This window comes from Gilvibacter sp. (assembly GCF_013214815.1).
GTDB lineage: Bacteria > Bacteroidota > Bacteroidia > Flavobacteriales > Flavobacteriaceae > Gilvibacter.
Window position 1 is genome coordinate 28628 of record NZ_JABSPU010000016.1, and the last position, 18137, is coordinate 46764.

Consider the following 18137-nt stretch of genomic DNA (forward strand, 5'->3'; position numbering starts at 1 on the left):
TTCTTTTTATTTATGCGGATTGGAATTACATCTTCACGTCTTCCAATTCTACTTCTTCTGCATTTTTGTCTACCAACTTCACTTCATCAAAGCCCATGTCTTTGAACTGAGCGAATTGGGTTGCTGCATCACCCACAACCAAATAAAGCATGCGGTTCTCATCCAACAACTTGTTGGCAAGCGCTTTGTGCTCTTCTAGGGTCATGTTCTTAACGATCTCCTCTTCTTGCATGATGTAATCCGGAGCAAGGCCATAAGCACTCATCTCAGATAACATTCCCAATAAAGAGAATTGCGTTTCAAAGCGACGTGCGTTAGACTTAACCATAGCGTTCTTAGTGAACTCTAGATCTTCAGCGGCAATACCGTTTTTGTAATCCTTGATCTGATCTCTAAAGATTTGAACTGACTCTCCGGTAGTGTTTGTTCTTACACTAGAACTTGCGTTGAAGGTTCCAGGAATCTTAGTTCCGCTAAATCCAGAACGCGCTCCGTAAGTATATCCTTTTTCTTCACGCAAAATCAAGTTTACGTTTCCTGAGAAAGATCCACCTAATTTGTAGTTCATCACCTCTGCAGGATAGAAATCTGGATTGTCACGAGCCATAGATAGATAACCAATATTGATCACCGACTGCTTAGCGTTCGGGATATCAACAAAAGCTAAAGTAGACTGATCACGTGATGTATCTACTGGGAATTCCGGAATGGTTACATCCTTTGCAGCCCAGTTAGATTCTAAACTGTTCAAGGCAGCTACGGTCTGAGCTTGATCGATCTTACCAACGATCAAGAAACGACTGATCGAAGGTGAGAAGTTCTTCTCATAAAAGGCCTTGAGGTCTTCCATAGTGATAGCCTCTACTGACTCTACAGTTCCGCTAGTTGGGTAAGCAAATGGGTGTCCTTCACCGTAAAGCATTTTGTTCCAAACACGTCCTGCTACAGCATTCGGGTTGGCGTCAGAACGCTTGATACTGTTGATAGTAGCCGTTTTGATACGATCGAATTCGTTCGCATCCCAACGAGGCTCCAGCAGGATCTCTTCTACCAAAGCCATCAACTTCTCAAAGTTTCTCACCAAGGTATTTCCTTGTACTACAATGCTTTCACGAGTTGTGTACATGTTTAAGCTCGCTCCAAGAAGTTCGATTTCTTCTTCTAGCTCTTGTGGTGTCTTATTAGCCGTACCTTCCATCATTATGTCACTCATCAAGTTGGCTACACCATTCTTGCTCAAATCATCTAGCAGGTGTCCACCTTCAATGATCAAGCTGAAGTTTACAGTTGGGATCTCATCTTGAGAAATACCGTAAACCATCATACCGTTGCTTAGATCGGTCTTCCAGCTTGTTGGAATGTTCAATGCAGGAGCATCTCCAGCTGCAGGCTCAACAGAACGGTCAAAAGCAGAAGGTGTCTTAGCGATCTCCTCCTCAGTATCTACGATCTCTTGAGTAACATTTTCTGTGATCTCTTCCTCCACTACTGGAGCAACCATTGAATTAGTGGCAGCTAGCTCAGGCTTTCCTTTAGGGACAAAGCTTGTAATCACGTAAGGCTTGTCTTTAATGTATTTGTTGTAAACACGCATCACGTCTTCTTTGGTAACGCTCTGAATGTTTTCCAAATCTTTCTTGTAGAATCCAGGATCTCCTGCAAATACGTTGTATTGTGCTAGGTTGAATGACTTCCCAAGAACACTGCTGATCTGGTTGTAGAAGTCTGTTTCTAAGCTCGCCTTGATTCGCTCAATGTCACGATCTGTAACTCCTTGCTCTTCAAACATGGCATAAGCCTCAAAGATTGCATCTTCCACTTCCTGAAGAGTCTTTCCTTCATTAGCAGTAATGATAATTCTAAATGCTCCCGCAATCTCCTGAGAGTTGTTGAAAGCGGTAGTTCTAGAAGTCAATTCCTTATCTTCTACCAATACTTTATATAGAGGCGCTTTCTTTCCTTGAGAAAGTAATTGCCCAAGGAAGTCTAGTGCATAAGCATCATCAGTATATTGTTGAAGTGTTGGATAAACCATGTTTAACTGAGGCGCTGTAGCGAAGTTGTCTTCGTGCATTAAACGCTTAGTCTCAGCCAAAGTCACAGGCATTGGCTCTAGTGGAGCTACTTCCTGACGCTTCTTGATCTCTCCAAAATACTTCTCGATCATAGGCTTGATGGTCTCCATTTCAAAGTCTCCAGCAATTACCAAGGTAGCATTGTTAGGGCCGTAGAATCTGTCGTAGAATTCACGCACGTCATCTACAGTGGCGTTCTGAAGGTCTACCAACTCTCCGATCACCTGCCAGTTATACGGATGTCCTTCTGGATAGATGTTTTTGTCAATAACCCAACCGGTATGTCCGTAAGGGTTATTGTCAACACGTTGGCGTTTCTCGTTTTGTACTACTTCTTGTTGATTGTAAAAAGCAGATTCTGTTACCGTATTGATGAAGAACCCCATACGGTCACTTTCTAACCACATGATCTTTTCCAATGCGTTCTTTGGAACAACTTCGTAATAAATGGTACCGTCTTTCCAAGTACCACCATTGAGCGTTCCTCCCACATCTTGAATTTTCTTAAAGAATTGATCCTGCCCAACGTTTTCAGACTCTTGGAACAACATATGCTCAAATAAGTGAGCAAATCCTGTGCGTCCAGTCTTTTCACGGTTAGATCCTACGGCATATTGAATGGCCATAGAAACAATTGGGTCACTTTTGTCTTGGTGTAAGATTACATCGAGACCGTTTTCTAGTTCGTACTTTTCAAATTCAAGAGTTAGGTCGCTGTTCGCAGAGTCTCCGGTACTTCCGCCTTCTTTGCAAGAGGTTGCAATAAAGAACAGAGCCGCTGGGATTAACCACAAACTGCGTGTGAATGATTTTCGCATGATTGATTTTTTTTTAAAGTGGGTTAAAGATAGGTAATTCACTCCGCCAGAGCACTTTCAGAATTCTAAAATATCTGTTAAAAAGCCCATAAACAAAGGGGTCTAAAGCCCTTTATGTCAGATTAAACGAATCTAAAGAAGTAAAAGTATATGATGCTCAGCTCAAAAGAACAATTGAAAACTTAGAAATGATTGTAGGCAATACGATAAATTAGGCGCGTCTAGTAAGCGTTCCTGAGTCAGAAAAGTTTAACTCAAATCGCGTAATTCCAATTCTTCTCCAGGATTAACAAAAGCAAAAGCACTGTATCCGGCAGCTTTGAAATCATCCAACTGCTTGCCCATATTCTTGGCTTTGTAGTCTAAAACCACAGCATTGCCCTCTTCTCTTAGTTTAGAAGCATGCGCGCGCATCATTTTAATTGACTCAGGATCTTTTGCTCCTAAGAGTGCAATGCGCTTTCGGGTATCAGGAATCTCAAATCCTTGCTCATCCAAGATCAAAGCCAAACGTTCAAAGCCAATGGAGAATCCGCAGGCCGGCACTTGTTGTTTACCACCTAAGAAACGACCGATCATTTTGTCGTAGCGTCCCCCACCGGCGATGGACCAGCTGTAGCCCTTTACTTTGACTTCAAAGATCATCCCGGTATAATAGCCCATTCCCCTAACCAAAGAAAGATCAAAACCGACATCGAGGTCAGCTCCAGAATCCGCTTTCACGGTGTCTATCACGAATTTTAAATCGTTCATGATCTCTTCTGGCACTATGTTTTGCTGTGCATTAGCCTCAATAAATTCTTCAAAAGAATGCTCTAGAAATGAAGTGACCACCCGTAAAAACTTATCCAGTTTAACCTGATCGAGATCACTAGCGGCAAATTCTTGGGTGATTCCTTTTAGACCGATCTTATCGAGCTTGTCCAAAATAATAAACACTTCCCCCGCTTCATCTTCATCAAAACCGCAGTAATTGGCAATAGCCATTAGTAAACGACGATCGTTGATCTTCACCTCAAAGGATTCTAAACCAAACTGCTTTAATGTAGAGGTAGTTGCAGAGATCAACTCCAATTCTGCCAGATAGGTCGGATCTCCTATAACGTCAATATCGCATTGGGTAAATTGTCTGTACCTTCCTTTCTGCGGACGTTCTGCGCGCCAAACATTTCCAATTTGAATAAACTTATTCACTTTAGGCAATTGGCCCATATTGTTGGCATAAAATCGTGCTAGAGGAACCGTCAAGTCAAAGCGCAGGCCAAGATCAGCCAAATCATCCATGGTACTCTTGGCTAGTTTTTCCCCACGTTTTAAGATCTTGAAAATCAGTTTTTCATTCTCCCCTCCTTGACCGCTGGAAAGCAAAGCGATGTTCTCCACACAAGGTGTTTCAATTTGATTGAATCCAAAGACTTGGTAATGCTCCAGAATTACGTTTTGAATATAATTCCGAATGGCCTTTTGATCCGCAGTGAATTCGCGCATTCCCTGAGGTGGAGTCTTTAATATTTTCATGGGTTTCCGATGGATTTTAAAGATGCCACAAAAATAGCAATTGCGTTAGAGATGTTAAAATTAGCGGCTTCCTATTTTTAACCCCCTCCCATCCATCCGGGTCTATCCAAATTGCGATACTGGATGGCTTCCAATAGATGGGATTCCTGAATATTGGCAGCTTGCTCGAGATCTGCCATAGTCCTGGATACCTTCAGTATCCGATCATAGGCCCTAGCCGAGAGTCCTAAGCGGTCCATCGCCTCTTTTAGCAGCGTTTTACAAGTATCATCCAAGCTGCAGAACTCGCGGATCTCTTTGGATTGCATTTGGGCATTATAATGTATTTTGGAATGCTCGATAAAACGTTGTTGTTGCAGTTTTCTAGCTTTAACGACCCGATCTCTGATCTTATCGCTTGAAGTACCGGGCGGCGTTTCGCTCAGCTTATCAAAACCCACTGGATTGACTTCAACGTGCATGTCCATCCGATCCAGCAATGGTCCTGATATACGTCCCAAATACCTTTGAATCTCAGCCGGTGAATTAACTACAGGAGCATCGGGTTCATTAAAATAGCCACCTGGACTCGGATTCATACTAGCTACCATCATAAAACTCGCGGGATAGGTCACATTGAATCGCGCTCTGGAAATCGACACTTCCCGATCCTCTAAGGGCTGACGCAATACTTCCAGAACTGTACGCTTGAATTCAGGAAGTTCATCTAAAAACAATACCCCATTATGAGCCAAGGAGATCTCTCCCGGTTGCGGATACGTCCCTCCTCCTACCAAGGCAACATCACTAATGGTGTGGTGTGGACTCCGAAAGGGCCTGCTGCTTAAAATTCCTTTTGTTTCTTTAGTTCGACCTGCCACAGAATGAATCTTAGTGGTTTCTAGAGCTTCATCCAAGGTCATGGGTGGCAAAATAGACGGCAAACGCTTGGCAATCATGGTCTTTCCTGAACCTGGAGGGCCAATGAGTAGGATATTATGTCCACCAGCGGCTGCAATCTCCATACACCGTTTTATACTTTCTTGCCCCTTTATATCAGAGAAGTCTAACACGGAGTCTGCAGCTTGTTGTGCAAAAAGTGCTTGGGTGTCAACCACGATTTCCTCTAGAGAATCCCCTTGATGAAAATAGTTGATTACCTCTGCCAATGATTGTACACCATAAACTGTAATTCCCGAAACGATCGCAGCTTCCTCAGCATTTTGAGTGGGTAGAATTAAATGGGTAAATCCTTCCTCCTTTGCTTGAAGCGCTATGGGCAAAGCCCCGCGAATAGGCTGCAATTCACCATCGAGTGACAATTCTCCCATCATGATGAACTGCTCAGGATCTCTGGTTGCATTGATCTGCTCTGTAGCAAAGAGAATGCCCATAGCCAAAGGTAGATCATAAGCCGCGCCTTCCTTTCTGAGATCAGCGGGTGCCATGTTTAAGGTGAGCTTTTTACCCGGTATTTTATAGCCGTTGGTTAACAAGGCCGCAGCTATTCGGTAGTTGCTTTCTTTGATTGCATTATCTGGGAGCCCCACCAAATGGTAGCCAATACCATTATCCACATGAACTTCTATGGTTATTGTTGTAGCATCAATCCCGAAAACGGCACTCCCGTATACTTTAGTAAGCATAGTTTTTTGTTTGGGAGGAATAACCGCTGGCAAGGTAATAAATGCTTTACCTCAAAACTTTAATGCCAAAGAGAAGTGCTGTATAGATTTATGAATTTAATGCAGCCTAACTATTGCTTAGCGCGTAGGTTTTCAGCACGTTTGATCTGAAAGGGCGTAAACCAATCCCAACTCACCCCCGCACTGATCTGGTTCCCGGAATCTACAAAGCGATAATTATAATTGTCGTGGCCGTAGATATAACTCACAAAGAAACCAAAGTCGCTCTTAAAAGGATACCAAGTACCGAATACCTCTGCACGTAGAGGTTCTACACTGGGGTGAGCTCCTGAAATTCCTTCTAAACGCAGTCCAACAGAGTATTTCAGTGTTTCCTTATAGGTATGCAAGTATTCGTATTCAAAGCCGAGTCTGTGGCGTCCGTATATATCAATATCTAGTGGATTGTATCCCCCGATATCGGCTATGAAAAACATATTGTTATGCCAGAGCTCATACCAACCGGTGAAAGAATGCACTTGATAAGGCGTGTCTTTTTTTAGATTGTTGAATCTAAAGTTCCCGCTTACTCGAGTAAAATTCGTCGAGAAGTTTCCATTCACGCGATTGAGAATATCTGACAAATTGGTTTGGTCCGTAATCATGGCATAGACGGCATCACAGGGTGAGGTCTCGTCATCTAAATTAGTGTCAAAAGCACAGCCTGATTGTCCGTTGGAATAATGTCCAGATTCTAAAGCAGCCGCCACAAAATGGTTACCATCTGTTTTGCGCAGCAATTGAAATCCAAGAAAAACTCTGTAGGACGGCGTTTTTACCGGCCTAGAGTTTTCATTATACATCCGGATATGTGGTTGGAAACTGGCGTAGAACGTACTGCTAAAACGCTTGTCAGATTCATCCTGTAGGTTCTTGACCATATTGTTGTAAAAGCTGTAATAAACCACCGGATTGGCATCAAAAAGGATCTCTTCTTGGTCAACCATACTGGACAAATAACGAACCGTTGGTTTTATACTGATGGGATAATAATCACCAAAAACAGAAGTTTGTTGCTGTGAAGTCTCTTGAGCTGAAGCTGCCAAACCAAACAGAATAAAAAGAAGTAAAAGTCTACGCACCGCGAATAGAAATTAGTTAGTCGCCCTGAAGGTACTATAAAGAAATGTAAAAGCGACTACCGGGCGGCAGTCGCTCTTATCTTAACAGACTAACTTAACTCTTGGTGCTTGCGCCTGCACCTGTGGAGTTATTAAATAGTCCACAAATCATTAAAAGGTTGCGTGGAATTTTAAAAAAATTCCATTATTTCTTTAAAAACATTTTAAAATTATGATTGTCAGTTAATTAACCCGCTGGTAAATTACTCCGCCAACTTGTTCAACAAAGCCGCTGTAGAAGAATCATGACCTGCGGAAACACTGCCAGACTCAATATCGCTCAATGTATTTTTAGCCAATACTTTACCGAGTTGCACACCCCATTGATCATAACTGAAAATATTCCAGATCACTCCTTGAGTAAAGAGTTTGTGTTCGTAAAGTGCAATGAGCTTTCCTAGGGAATTAGGGCTTAATTGATCAATTAGAATCGTATTAGTTGGACGGTCACCCGTAAATACTTTAAATGGAGAATCCAAGGTTTGACCATCGGTTCCAGTCATCAAGGCCTGAGTCTGGGCAATGAAATTGGCCATAAGCGCATCTTGATGTGATTTCTGATTGTGCTGATCTTTTTTAAAGCCGATGAAATCCGCAGGAATTACTTTAGTCCCTTGGTGGATCAATTGGAAAAAAGCGTGCTGAGCGTTGGTTCCTGTAGATCCCCAAACAATGGTTCCTGTTTGATAATCGATCACGTCTCCGTTTCTATCCACACCCTTTCCATTACTTTCCATAATGGCTTGTTGTAAATATGGAACCAACTTGGTCAAATACTGCGTATAAGGAATTACAGCCTCGCTTTCAGCTCCTAAGAAATTGTTGTACCAAATAGAGATTAGTGCAAGGGTTACCGGCAAATTCTGCTCAAATGGCGTTTGTGTAAAGTGTTGGTCCATGGCATGAGCACCTCTTAAAAGCTCCTCGTACTGTTCATATCCAATGGCACAAGCAATGGAGAGTCCTACAGCGCTCCACAAAGAGAAACGGCCTCCTACCCAATCCCACATGGTAAAAATATTGTTCGGGTCAATTCCAAAGTCCTTTACCGCAGGGATATTGGTACTTACGGCAACAAAGTGCTTGGCAATTTGATCTTCTGGTGCGTGCTGTAAAAACCACTTACGAATGGTCTGAGCGTTCATTAAAGTTTCCTGAGTGGTGAAGCTCTTGGATACAATGATGAAGAGTGTAGTTTCAGGATCTAGCCCTTTCAAGGATTCTACTACATGGTCTCCTTCTACATTTGACACAAAATGAACATTCAGATGATTGCGTTGATTGCGCAAAGCCTCAACCACCATGTCCGGTCCTAGATCACTACCACCGATCCCAATATTGACAACATCTGTTATGGATTTGCCTGTATGGCCTTTCCAGTCCCCTGAGATCACCGCATTACTAAAGCTTTTCATCTGCGCAAGGACTTCTGCGACTTCTGGCTTCATATCGGAGAAATTACGCAGTGCGGTATGCATCACTGCACGATCTTCTGTCTGGTTGATATGTTCTCCAGAGAATTGTGCGGCAATAGCCCCTTTGAGATCAACCTCTTCCGCTAAATCCAGCAAAGCTTTATGCACCGTTTCAGTAAGATGCGTCTTAGAACAGTCCACATAAAAATCTTGCCATTGAAAACTGTATCGCTCAGCTCGCTCTGGGTCCGTTTTAAACAGTTCTTGCAATCGTTGTTGCTCGCTAGCTTTTAATTCGCTTAGACGCTTCCAGGCGTTTGTGCCTGTTGGATTAACAGATGGAAAACTCATTATTTGTCAGTTTGGGTTTCACTGACAAATTTAATGACAAATTAGTAGAGACCCTTATCCAGAATCACCAAATTATGACGAATTGCAAACAAAACGAGCCCGGCCACATTCTTAGATTCTGTTTTTTGCAATAAGTTGTTTCTGTGTCCTTCTACAGTTCTCGGACTGATAAAGAGTTTATCCGCGATTTCATGTGTGGTAAACTGATCACAGATCAGCTGTAAAACTTCTTTCTCCCTAGCGGTGAGTTCCTCCGCAACATTGAGACTTCGTGATGGAGCCCCTTGTAATTCATCTTGAATAATTTGCATCACTTGATAATTGTAATAAAAGCCGCGTTTGACCACTTCGCGTACGGTGTGTTTAACGGTCTTGGGAGTTGAATTTTTAACCAGGAAAGCCGCTGCCCCGATGTCTACCATATTGGCTATAAAACCTCGCGTATTGTAGCTTGTCAGGGCAATGACTTTTATTGCTGGGTATTTCTTGAGTACGGCCTTTGTGGCTTCTATACCATTGACCATAGGCATTTTAAGATCGGTTAGGACCACATCAGGCAGATCGTCCATAGTGGCCAAGGTATCCAGAAGTTTTTGACCGTTCTCTGCTTCAAAGACTACTTCAAAGTCAGCTTCTCTTTCTAGGATGAAAGCAATCCCTTTTCTGAATAATTCTTCATCATCCGCGAGTCCGATTCGTATTTTGTCAGTTGCCATTTCTGAGGTTATTTAGGGTAAATCTGATGCCGTTTCCGGCTTCACTTTCAAAGTTCGACTGTCCGCCTAAAAGGGCCACCCGACTTTCTATATTTTTCATGCCCAGCCCAGGTTTCCCCGCGCTAGCTGTATTTTCAAAGCCTACCCCATTGTCTGAATACGACAAACTGGGTGGATTACTGGTAAGCGAAATGCTTATACCAGTTGCCGCGCCGTGTTTCAACGAATTGTTGACCAGTTCTTGTACAATCCTAAAAACATGGAGCTCTTCTTTCGAATCAAGCGATTCTGGCTCATAATCACAGCTGAGCTGGATCAAACCTTCGTGAGCCCTGTTGTAATCATTAGTCAATTCTTCTACAGCAGCTTTCAAACCAAATTTCTGCAATACCGGAGGCAGCAGATCATGGGCTATTCTGCGCGAACTCTCCAAAGTGGTATTTGAAATCTGAAGTATCGTGGCAAGCATTTCATTGGATTGCTCTTCTTCTACTCCGCCTTCTAAAAGCACGTTTGTATTCAGTGATACGATATTGAGCTTGGAAGAAATCGCATCGTGCAGATCTTGGGCTATGCGTTTACGCTCCTTTTCTTGAGTAAGAATGGTGGCTTGTAGCATCTCTTTTTGAAACGATATCTCCATATTGGCCTTTTCAAGTTCTGCATTGATGACTTTCTTCCGCGATAGAAAAAAGAAGATCACCAAGGCGCTAGCCATCAACAATAAAAAGCTAAGGGCTATTAGAATCAGAGAGATAATATCCGTGTTCTCAAACAAGTTTTTTGGTGGCTTTTCGTGTTCGGTAATTGGTATACCATTCAAAAGTGACTAAGCACTGGAAGAGCAAATAGAACACGATGTTCAAATTCAATAAAAGTAAGTAGCCTTGTTGGGACAATTCGTACTGAAGGTTACCACTTGCAAATATCAGCGTGCTGCAAATCAAGTATATAAAGACACCTACATTCACAATAATGAATGGTGTTTTAGCACTGATGGATCGGTAAAAATAGATCAATGAATAGCCTATTAATAAGGCTTGACTCAAAGAAATACCAATAGAATTGTATCTAAAGAACAAACTCGGATCCATAGCGTACTGAACAAGCATGAAGCACAAAAGACCTCCCGCAAAAACGTAGATTAAACGGTTTTTTATCAACTCGCCATAAAATAAGCTGAGCAATATCAACTGTACAACCGTATAAATACTTGAAATGAAGATATTGGGCTCCCCCAAGATCACAAAAAGGATCATACCTAACTGCGTTAAAGACATAGCAATTAGGTATAGGGTGAAAAACTTAAAAGCTTTGCTCTCTTTAGCAAAGCTTTTAAGAAATAATAAAGCGTTGATAATAAGAATAATCGTAGCGAAGTACGATAGATTCTTAAAAAACCGAGTCATGTATATCTAGCTGTTCAGTTGACTTGTTGGATCACATACCGGAGGACAAGGCATGGTAAAGTCAAAAATGTAGTTACCATTATCACGACCACTCGGATCTGGTAGTTTATCCTTGTAAGTTCCATCGATTTGATGGGTGCAACCTACAATAACGAGTTTTTCGGTTCCGTTATCGTCAATGGCCAAGTACGCTCGTACGGCATCAGGATTTTCAGCTAAAACACCTGTTAAATCGTCTTTTGGGATCAAAAAGGCTTTTACAGAATTAGGATTTTGATTGCGCCAGTTGGTAGTCCAATTAATGGCATCACTTAGCGTAATAGTATCGTTGGGAGTACTCATAATTAGGAATTGTTGTTTGGTTAATAAATCACAAGTGGAAGATACTTAAAAAGCATCGCCTATTTCAACAACTACGGTTAAGCCGTAATTAGTTTAACGTAAAGCCGTAGTTTACTTACAGCCCTCGTTACGCTTGTAATAATCAATCAAACCATCGATTGGTCTGCGGATGATATTTCCTAACTCCAAATGATAAGGCTTCATACAATCTCGAATGATATCTTCTGAAAAGTGCGCAATGGAACCAATAAAATGTATGGGTACATGCTGAGCCTCTTTATAACAAAGGATCTTATTCTCAATGAATTTGAAGATTCCTTCACTGATTAGCTTGTAGAAATAACCGTTAACTTCTTCACTGGTAAAGATAAATTCAGCAAAAGAAGCCAAATAGGTATTTGGATTCGGACGTTTGTAAACATTGAGCTTGATCACATCGGTATTGAGATCAAAGCGCTTCTCAAACTCTTTGGCCAGTTTTTCTGGCATTTTTTTGTAGAAATAATCGCGGATTAGACGCTTTCCGAAGTAATTCCCACTGGCCTCATCCATTAAGGCGTACCCTAAGGAATCTACTTCCATATGGATATTCTTTCCATCGTAGTAGCAACTGTTTGATCCCGTTCCAAGAATACAAACTATCCCAGGTTTATCAGTAGCTGCATAAACGGCCGCGGCAACATCTTCTTGTACGCTGATCTTAGCCCCCATAAAGAGGTTTTGAAGCACAGCATAGAGAGAAGCTCTTGGAGAAGGTGTACCACAACCTGCACCGTAAAAATCCACTTTTGTCACGGTAGCAAACAGTCCTGCTAACTCGGTATTCTCACGAATGCGACTTTCGAGTTCATCAGGTTCTACCACAGCAGGATTTAACCCTTTGGTGCGGGTTTTTAATACTTTCTCACAAGAATCGTCAAGGAGGACCCAGTCACATTTGGTGGATCCTCCATCAGCAATTAATATCATAGTTTAGTCTTATAGGCTGGCAATATGCGCAGCAAGATCGATCAATTTTGACGAATAACCATATTCGTTATCGTACCAAGCAACCAATTTGAAGAAATTGTCGTTCAATGCAATTCCGGCATTGGCATCGAAATTACAAGTGTTGGCATCTGATACAAAGTCCTGAGAAACTACAGGCTCGTCTACAAAATCAATCACACCAGCGTAAGCTCCGCCTGCTGCTTCTTTAAACAAGGCCTTAACCTCATCATAAGTTGCAGATTTTTCCGTACGTACGGTAAGATCAACTACAGAAACGTCTGCAGTAGGAACGCGGAAAGCCATCCCTGTTAGTTTCCCTTGCAATTCTGGGATTACTTTGGTCACTGCCACTGCAGCCCCTGTAGAAGTAGGAATGATGTTGTTCAATGCAGAACGTCCTAAACGGTAATTCTTACGAGAAGGTCCATCTACCGTCAATTGCGTAGCAGTTGCTGCGTGTACTGTAGTCATAAGTCCTTCCACAATTCCTAAGTTATCGTGGATAACTTTGGCCATTGGTGCCAAACAGTTGGTGGTACAAGAAGCGTTAGATACAATCTTATCTTCTGGCTTAACCTGATGGTGGTTCACACCCATTACAAACATCGGTGCGTCTTTAGACGGTGCAGAGATCACTACTTTTTTCGCTCCAGCTTCTAGATGCGACTTAGCAGTATCCATGGTTGTAAAGATACCAGTACAATCAATCACAATATCTACTCCAGCCTCATCCCACTTCAATTGACTTGGGTCGCGCTCTGCGGTAACTCTTACGGTGTTACCATCTACTTTAAGGTGTCCATCTGCAACTTCTACGCTTCCGGCGTACTTTCCGTGTACAGAGGCATATTTTAATAAATAGGCCAAGTGATCAACGTCCAAAAGGTCGTTTACCGCTACTACCTCTACTTGAGGGTTTTGTGCAGCGATTCTAAAAGCCAATCTTCCAATGCGGCCAAAGCCGTTAATTCCAATTTTAGTCATAGTATTATGATTTAGACAGACGTGATGTCTGCTACTCGAATTAGTTCAACATCTATTTCATTTTGTCCACTGATCGCTCTGGCGAAGGGGACGTATACAATTTTTCTATTAGCGATTCCAACCATTACATCTTGTTGGCCGCTCATCAAGGCATCAATGGCACCAACCCCTAACCTACTGGCTAGAACACGATCATAACAACTCGGTGCTCCTCCACGCTGAATGTGTCCAAGAACGGTCACACGCACTTCATAAGCACTCATATTATCTTCAATGTATTTAGCGAGGTCAAAGATGTTCTTACCAATTTGATCGCCCTCTGCAACTACAATAATGCTTGAGGTCTTTCCGGATTTCTTACTGCGACGAAGCGATTCCAACAAACGGGTACGCCCCATATCTTCCTCAGGAATCAAGATTTCCTCAGCTCCTGCTCCAATTCCTGCGTTCAAAGCGATATCTCCAGCATTGCGACCCATTACTTCAACCAAGAATAAGCGGTTGTGTGAGTTTGCCGTATCACGGATCTTATCAATGGCTTCTACTACGGTATTAAGTGCAGTATCGTAACCAATGGTATAGTCAGTTCCATTGATATCGTTATCAATGGTTCCAGGTAAACCTACTATGGGAAAGTCGTGTTCTCCTTTAAAGACAGAGGCACCGGTAAAAGTTCCATCTCCACCAATTACCACTAAGGCATCGATTTCTGCCTTTTTAAGATTTTCATAAGCCTTTTGGCGTCCTTCTACGGTTCTAAAATCTTTAGATCTCGCAGACTTAAGGAAAGTACCGCCTCGATTGATGATGTTCTTTACCGAACGTGCATCGAGGTCTTCAAAATCGCCTTCAATCAATCCTTGATATCCTCTAAAGATTCCAACACAGGAAAGTTCATTATAGGCACAGGCTCTAACAACTGCACGAATAGCAGCGTTCATTCCAGGGGCATCTCCCCCAGAAGTAAGCACTCCAACTTTAGTGATTTTTGTACTCATTTATTGCTAAACTAGGGCATTTGTAGCAACTCCACAACTGCCCGATTAAACTAAAACGTTTTCGTTTGATAAATTTTTCTAAAAAACTCGTAATTGCCTGATATTCCTCTAGTTTTTAATCAAAAACAGATAGGAAGCAGGTGGAATTTTGAAGCTTTTTTCGCCTTGGATTTCGATTATTTCTCCAGATTTAAAATCGCGGAAACTACCCAGGGCTTTTACGGGTATGTTTTTAGTTTCAGAACCGAAGTTGGCTAAGTATAAAACCTCCGAATTGTCTTTGAAGCGTCTAAAAGCTAAAAGGTCAGGATCGTGAAAGGTGTCTACCCATTCATATGCCCCTGCAGCTACTCCACCATTTAAGGCAGGTACTTCCTTTCTAACCTTTGCCAATTGCTCCAAAACAGGCCAAATTTTACCTTTGGCTTTTGGAATACTGTCTTTTTCAAAGAACTTCAAACTGTGATTGAGATCGTATTCTAGACCGCTGTAGATCAGTGGCATGCCTGGAAGGGCATAACTCAAGACCAAACAAGACTCCCAATGAGCCCCAGTGCGCCCTAAGAAGGTTCCATTCCAGGAGTTCTCATCGTGATTCTCCACAAAGTTCATGAGATAATCATCGTCAGCCCACTTTTCCATTTGACCGTTGTAGTGCGCCCACCACTGCGCCGCAGGTTGTTCTCCTTTGGCAATATCGTTCATTAAGTGATGATTAGCCCATCCGTAAGCCATGTCAAACAAACCATCATCCAATAATTCAGGATTGTCCGCTTCAGCTAGCATAAAAATGGACTTTTCTTTTCGCAATTCAGGAATTGCCTTGCGCCAGAAATCTGTAGGCACAAAGCCTGCCACGTCGCATCTAAAACCGTCGATGTTCTCTTCTACAATCCAGTAGCGCATCTCTGCGATCATGGCTGGCGTTAGGTCTGGATTGTCAAAGTTAAGATCGGCGACATCGGTCCAGCCTTCAGGAGTTCTGCCATCGTCTTTAAGAGGTTCAGAAACTTCTCCCGCTTCATTCTTGGTGTAATACTCCGGATGTTCTGCAATCCAGTGATGATCCCAACCCGTGTGATTCGCCACCCAGTCCAAGATCACATAAATACCGTTGTCGTGCGCAGTCTGCACTAATCGCCTAAAGTCTTCCAGAGTTCCAAATTCAGGATTGATCCCAGTATAGTCCGATACCGCATAATAGCTGCCCAGGTATTTTTTACGCTCTTCCGGATCCTCAATGTCGTCAGCCATCACATTGCCATAAGCTTTACGCTTGGTTGAGGATATTGGATATACTGGCATCAGCCAAATTACATCCACCCCGAGATCCTTAAGCTTTGGAATATCGGCAGTAAAAGCGTCAAAACTACCCTCTGGTGAATATTGACGAATATTTGCTTCATAGAGAATCGCCGTTTCTAAAAATTCATCCGTCAAAGGAGGTAAAGTCGTCACAGTCTCGTTCATAGGTTCTTCATTTGAGGGTTTGTCATCACAACTGATCCACAATGCCGGGATCAGCAAACAAAAAAATACGCGATATCTAAGGGTCTTATTCATCTATCGATTCTAATAAAACTACGCTGTCATCAGAATTCAAGCTTACCTTTCCATCCTTTACCAGAGCAGTCTGGCCAGAATAGGCATCGCGTACAGAGCTTCCTTCTGCAAAGGCCATCCCGATCTCAATGATCTTCTCTCCTTGAGGAGCATTGAGTGCCACAACAACGGTATCGTTGCCTGCCGCATATTCACGTTGGAAGGTATAAGGCGCTGATGCCAGTTGTTGGTGTCTTCCAATTCCAACGGCCAAGTGGTTGTTTTTAAACTGTCCTAACTTTTGATAGTGCGCTAACAGTTGCTGCGCTTCTGGATCGTTGGCATAAGCCTCCCAATCCATAGAAGAACGCAGCGTAGCATCTCCATTGGTTCCATCAATCAGCAAAGAACGCCCAACCTCATCTCCGTAGTACATTTGCGATCCACCAGGAGTCAACAGCAATAGGTTGGCAGCAGTATAGGTGTTTTGACGTTCCTTGTCATAAGGGTAACCGTCATCATGAGAAGTCAAATAGCTCAAGGTCCCGTAATCGGCTAGCGTCGTATTTAAAATAGAATCGTAGCGAGAGAATACGGCTTCATAGTCTACATCTGCCTCTTGTGAACGCAGATCAAAATTGATCATAGCCGTAAAGGCATCTTTGTAATAGTCCTTTTTTACATCGCCAAAATTGGTCATTAGCCCATCGTTGATTTTGTAACCATAAACCTCTCCAACAGTATAAAAAGGGGTGTCATCTAAAACCAGTTCTGGATTGGCCTGCTTCCAAGCCGTAAAGGCGTAGTCACATTGCTTTTTGAATTCCTGCCATACAAAGGCTTCGGTGTGTCTAACGGTATCTACTCGGTAACCGTCAATTCCAAAGTCAGTAATATAATCCGTCAACCACTTCATGATATAAAAGCGAGGCGCTCTCGGATAACCCGTGCGCTCAAAGAAGGCGTCGAGTTCCGCCATTTCTGTATCGTAACGCCCTTCCTGCTTCCACTTTTCTATCAAGGCTGGCGGCAAGGCTACATCATCATTACTCTCCGTTTTAATGTCTGGAAGGTTTTCAACCAAGGTACATTCCACGGTGGTCTCAAAAGATTCATAAGTACACTTTGGTTGGGTACGCACCCACTCTTCTGGCCAAACAGCATCCATTGGTGTTACTGGCCCCGTGTGATTGATCACAGCATCTAAAAGCACGCGAATGCCTTTACTGTGCGCTGCTTCAACTAAAGCGGCTAGATCATCAAAGTTCCCGAAATTCGGATCCAATTGCGTCCAGTCTTTGGTCCAATATCCGTGGTAGGCATAGGTATAGCCTGTACCTTCATCGGTTCCATCGTGCACCTGCTCAACGATTGGAGTCATCCAAATGGCATTGATCCCCAAGTCTGAGAAATACCCTTCTTCAATCTTTTGGGTGATCCCTTTGAGGTCTCCTCCTTCAAAACCGCGTAAAACAGCAGTCTCTTGGGTTCTATCAAAGTTCAAGTCATTTGAGGGGTCACCATTATTAAAGCGATCCGTTAACAGAAAATATAAATTAGCAGCTTTCCAATCAAAAGGTTTGGCGGCTGCAACTTCTTGTTCTAACTCTTGCGGAGTCTCTTGCTTTTCTTCTTTACAGGCTGCAAAGCAAACCAGCAGTAATAAAGCCAGTAGATTAATCTCGCGCATCTGATTATAAATTTATGGTTGTGGTCTCCCCGGCAGAGAGCGAATAATCTGTACCGTTTACAGTAACGTCCATTGCGGAATCACCCGCTACAGACAAGCTACAGGTCTTGGCATCAATAGCCACGGTAAGTATCTGTCCTCTAAAATTCACTTTGAATCTATAGGCTCCCCATTGCTCCGGAATCCTTGGATTCAAACTCGGTTTGTCATTTTTGATTCTAAAGCCGGCAAAGCCTTCTACGATACTCATCCAGGTTCCTGCCATGGAAGTAATGTGACAGCCTTCTTCTACTTCTTTGTTATAATCGTCCAAATCAAGTCTGGAGGTTCTCAAATAAAAAGTGTAGGCTTGTTCCATACGTCCAAGCTTGGCAGCTTGAATGGCGTGCACACAAGGAGACAAAGAAGATTCGTGTACTGTAAACGGCTCGTAGAAATCAAAGTGTTGTTCCAGAGCTTCATCCGTGAACTGGTCTTCAAAAAAGTAGAACCCTTGCAAAGTGT

15 protein-coding genes are annotated in these 18137 nt (G+C 42.7%); all 15 read right to left on the reverse strand.

Features of this window, described 5'->3' with window-relative positions; genetic code table 11:
- Nucleotides 1-25 precede the first annotated feature (25 nt).
- On the reverse strand, nt 26-2893 hold the full coding sequence (locus HRT75_RS05440) for a pitrilysin family protein (protein ID WP_291183536.1): 2868 nt from the start codon (nt 2891-2893) through the stop codon (nt 26-28).
- A 249-nt stretch (nt 2894-3142) separates the two neighbouring features.
- Nucleotides 3143-4411, reverse strand: a complete 1269-nt coding sequence (gene hisS / locus HRT75_RS05445) for a histidine--tRNA ligase (protein WP_291183539.1) — start codon at nt 4409-4411, stop codon at nt 3143-3145.
- A gap of 77 nt (nt 4412-4488) precedes the next feature.
- Nucleotides 4489-6036: a YifB family Mg chelatase-like AAA ATPase gene (locus tag HRT75_RS05450; RefSeq protein WP_291183542.1), complete on the reverse strand. Its 1548-nt coding sequence runs from the start codon at nt 6034-6036 to the stop codon at nt 4489-4491.
- Nucleotides 6037-6146: 110 nt separating this feature from the next.
- On the reverse strand, nt 6147-7157 hold the full coding sequence (locus tag HRT75_RS05455; protein WP_291183545.1) for a hypothetical protein: 1011 nt from the start codon (nt 7155-7157) through the stop codon (nt 6147-6149).
- A gap of 242 nt (nt 7158-7399) precedes the next feature.
- A complete protein-coding gene (gene pgi, locus HRT75_RS05460) occupies nt 7400-8962 on the reverse strand; it encodes a glucose-6-phosphate isomerase (protein ID WP_291183548.1) in 1563 nt (520 codons plus the stop codon).
- Nucleotides 8963-9003: 41 nt separating this feature from the next.
- Nucleotides 9004-9678 carry a response regulator transcription factor gene (locus tag HRT75_RS05465; RefSeq protein WP_291183551.1) on the reverse strand — a complete coding sequence of 225 codons (675 nt, stop codon included), beginning with the start codon at nt 9676-9678 and terminating at the stop codon, nt 9004-9006.
- Nucleotides 9668-10456, reverse strand: a complete 789-nt coding sequence (locus tag HRT75_RS05470) for a histidine kinase (protein ID WP_291183554.1) — start codon at nt 10454-10456, stop codon at nt 9668-9670. Before HRT75_RS05470 ends, HRT75_RS05465 begins: the two co-directional genes overlap by 11 nt.
- Nucleotides 10449-10958: a hypothetical protein gene (locus HRT75_RS05475; protein ID WP_291183557.1), complete on the reverse strand. Its 510-nt coding sequence runs from the start codon at nt 10956-10958 to the stop codon at nt 10449-10451. Before HRT75_RS05475 ends, HRT75_RS05470 begins: the two co-directional genes overlap by 8 nt.
- Nucleotides 10959-11093: 135 nt before the next feature.
- Nucleotides 11094-11429, reverse strand: coding sequence for a hypothetical protein (locus HRT75_RS05480; RefSeq protein ID WP_291183560.1), 336 nt, complete (start codon nt 11427-11429; stop codon nt 11094-11096).
- Between the two features lie 111 nt (nt 11430-11540).
- Nucleotides 11541-12398, reverse strand: coding sequence for a BadF/BadG/BcrA/BcrD ATPase family protein (locus HRT75_RS05485; protein WP_291183563.1), 858 nt, complete (start codon nt 12396-12398; stop codon nt 11541-11543).
- Nucleotides 12399-12407: 9 nt separating this feature from the next.
- Nucleotides 12408-13403 carry a type I glyceraldehyde-3-phosphate dehydrogenase gene (gap, locus tag HRT75_RS05490; RefSeq protein WP_291183565.1) on the reverse strand — a complete coding sequence of 332 codons (996 nt, stop codon included), beginning with the start codon at nt 13401-13403 and terminating at the stop codon, nt 12408-12410.
- 11 nt (nt 13404-13414) lie between these two features.
- Complete coding sequence (gene pfkA, locus HRT75_RS05495) at nt 13415-14401, reverse strand: 6-phosphofructokinase (RefSeq protein ID WP_291183568.1); 987 nt, start codon at nt 14399-14401, stop codon at nt 13415-13417.
- A gap of 108 nt (nt 14402-14509) precedes the next feature.
- Nucleotides 14510-15964 carry an alpha-amylase family glycosyl hydrolase gene (locus HRT75_RS05500; protein ID WP_291183571.1) on the reverse strand — a complete coding sequence of 485 codons (1455 nt, stop codon included), beginning with the start codon at nt 15962-15964 and terminating at the stop codon, nt 14510-14512.
- A complete protein-coding gene (locus HRT75_RS05505) occupies nt 15957-17633 on the reverse strand; it encodes an alpha-amylase family glycosyl hydrolase (RefSeq protein ID WP_291183574.1) in 1677 nt (558 codons plus the stop codon). Before HRT75_RS05505 ends, HRT75_RS05500 begins: the two co-directional genes overlap by 8 nt.
- A 4-nt stretch (nt 17634-17637) precedes the next feature.
- Nucleotides 17638-18137, reverse strand: a 500-nt coding sequence (locus HRT75_RS05510; protein WP_291183577.1) for a glycosyl hydrolase family 65 protein, incomplete at its 5' end; no start/stop codon positions are given.

What these genes read in the sequence shown, in the direction of transcription:
- HRT75_RS05465 (WP_291183551.1), bottom strand. Translation starts at nt 9,678, where the DNA reads ATGGCAACTGACAAAATACGAATCGGACTCGCGGATGATGAAGAATTA.
- gap (WP_291183565.1), bottom strand. Translation starts at nt 13,403, where the DNA reads ATGACTAAAATTGGAATTAACGGCTTTGGCCGCATTGGAAGATTGGCT.
- HRT75_RS05440 (WP_291183536.1), bottom strand. Translation starts at nt 2,893, where the DNA reads ATGCGAAAATCATTCACACGCAGTTTGTGGTTAATCCCAGCGGCTCTG.
- HRT75_RS05475 (WP_291183557.1), bottom strand. Translation starts at nt 10,958, where the DNA reads ATGTCTTTAACGCAGTTAGGTATGATCCTTTTTGTGATCTTGGGGGAG.
- HRT75_RS05500 (WP_291183571.1), bottom strand. Translation starts at nt 15,964, where the DNA reads ATGAATAAGACCCTTAGATATCGCGTATTTTTTTGTTTGCTGATCCCG.
- HRT75_RS05480 (WP_291183560.1), bottom strand. Translation starts at nt 11,429, where the DNA reads ATGAGTACTCCCAACGATACTATTACGCTAAGTGATGCCATTAATTGG.
- pfkA (WP_291183568.1), bottom strand. Translation starts at nt 14,401, where the DNA reads ATGAGTACAAAAATCACTAAAGTTGGAGTGCTTACTTCTGGGGGAGAT.
- hisS (WP_291183539.1), bottom strand. Translation starts at nt 4,411, where the DNA reads ATGAAAATATTAAAGACTCCACCTCAGGGAATGCGCGAATTCACTGCG.
- pgi (WP_291183548.1), bottom strand. Translation starts at nt 8,962, where the DNA reads ATGAGTTTTCCATCTGTTAATCCAACAGGCACAAACGCCTGGAAGCGT.
- HRT75_RS05505 (WP_291183574.1), bottom strand. Translation starts at nt 17,633, where the DNA reads ATGCGCGAGATTAATCTACTGGCTTTATTACTGCTGGTTTGCTTTGCA.
- HRT75_RS05485 (WP_291183563.1), bottom strand. Translation starts at nt 12,398, where the DNA reads ATGATATTAATTGCTGATGGAGGATCCACCAAATGTGACTGGGTCCTC.
- HRT75_RS05450 (WP_291183542.1), bottom strand. Translation starts at nt 6,036, where the DNA reads ATGCTTACTAAAGTATACGGGAGTGCCGTTTTCGGGATTGATGCTACA.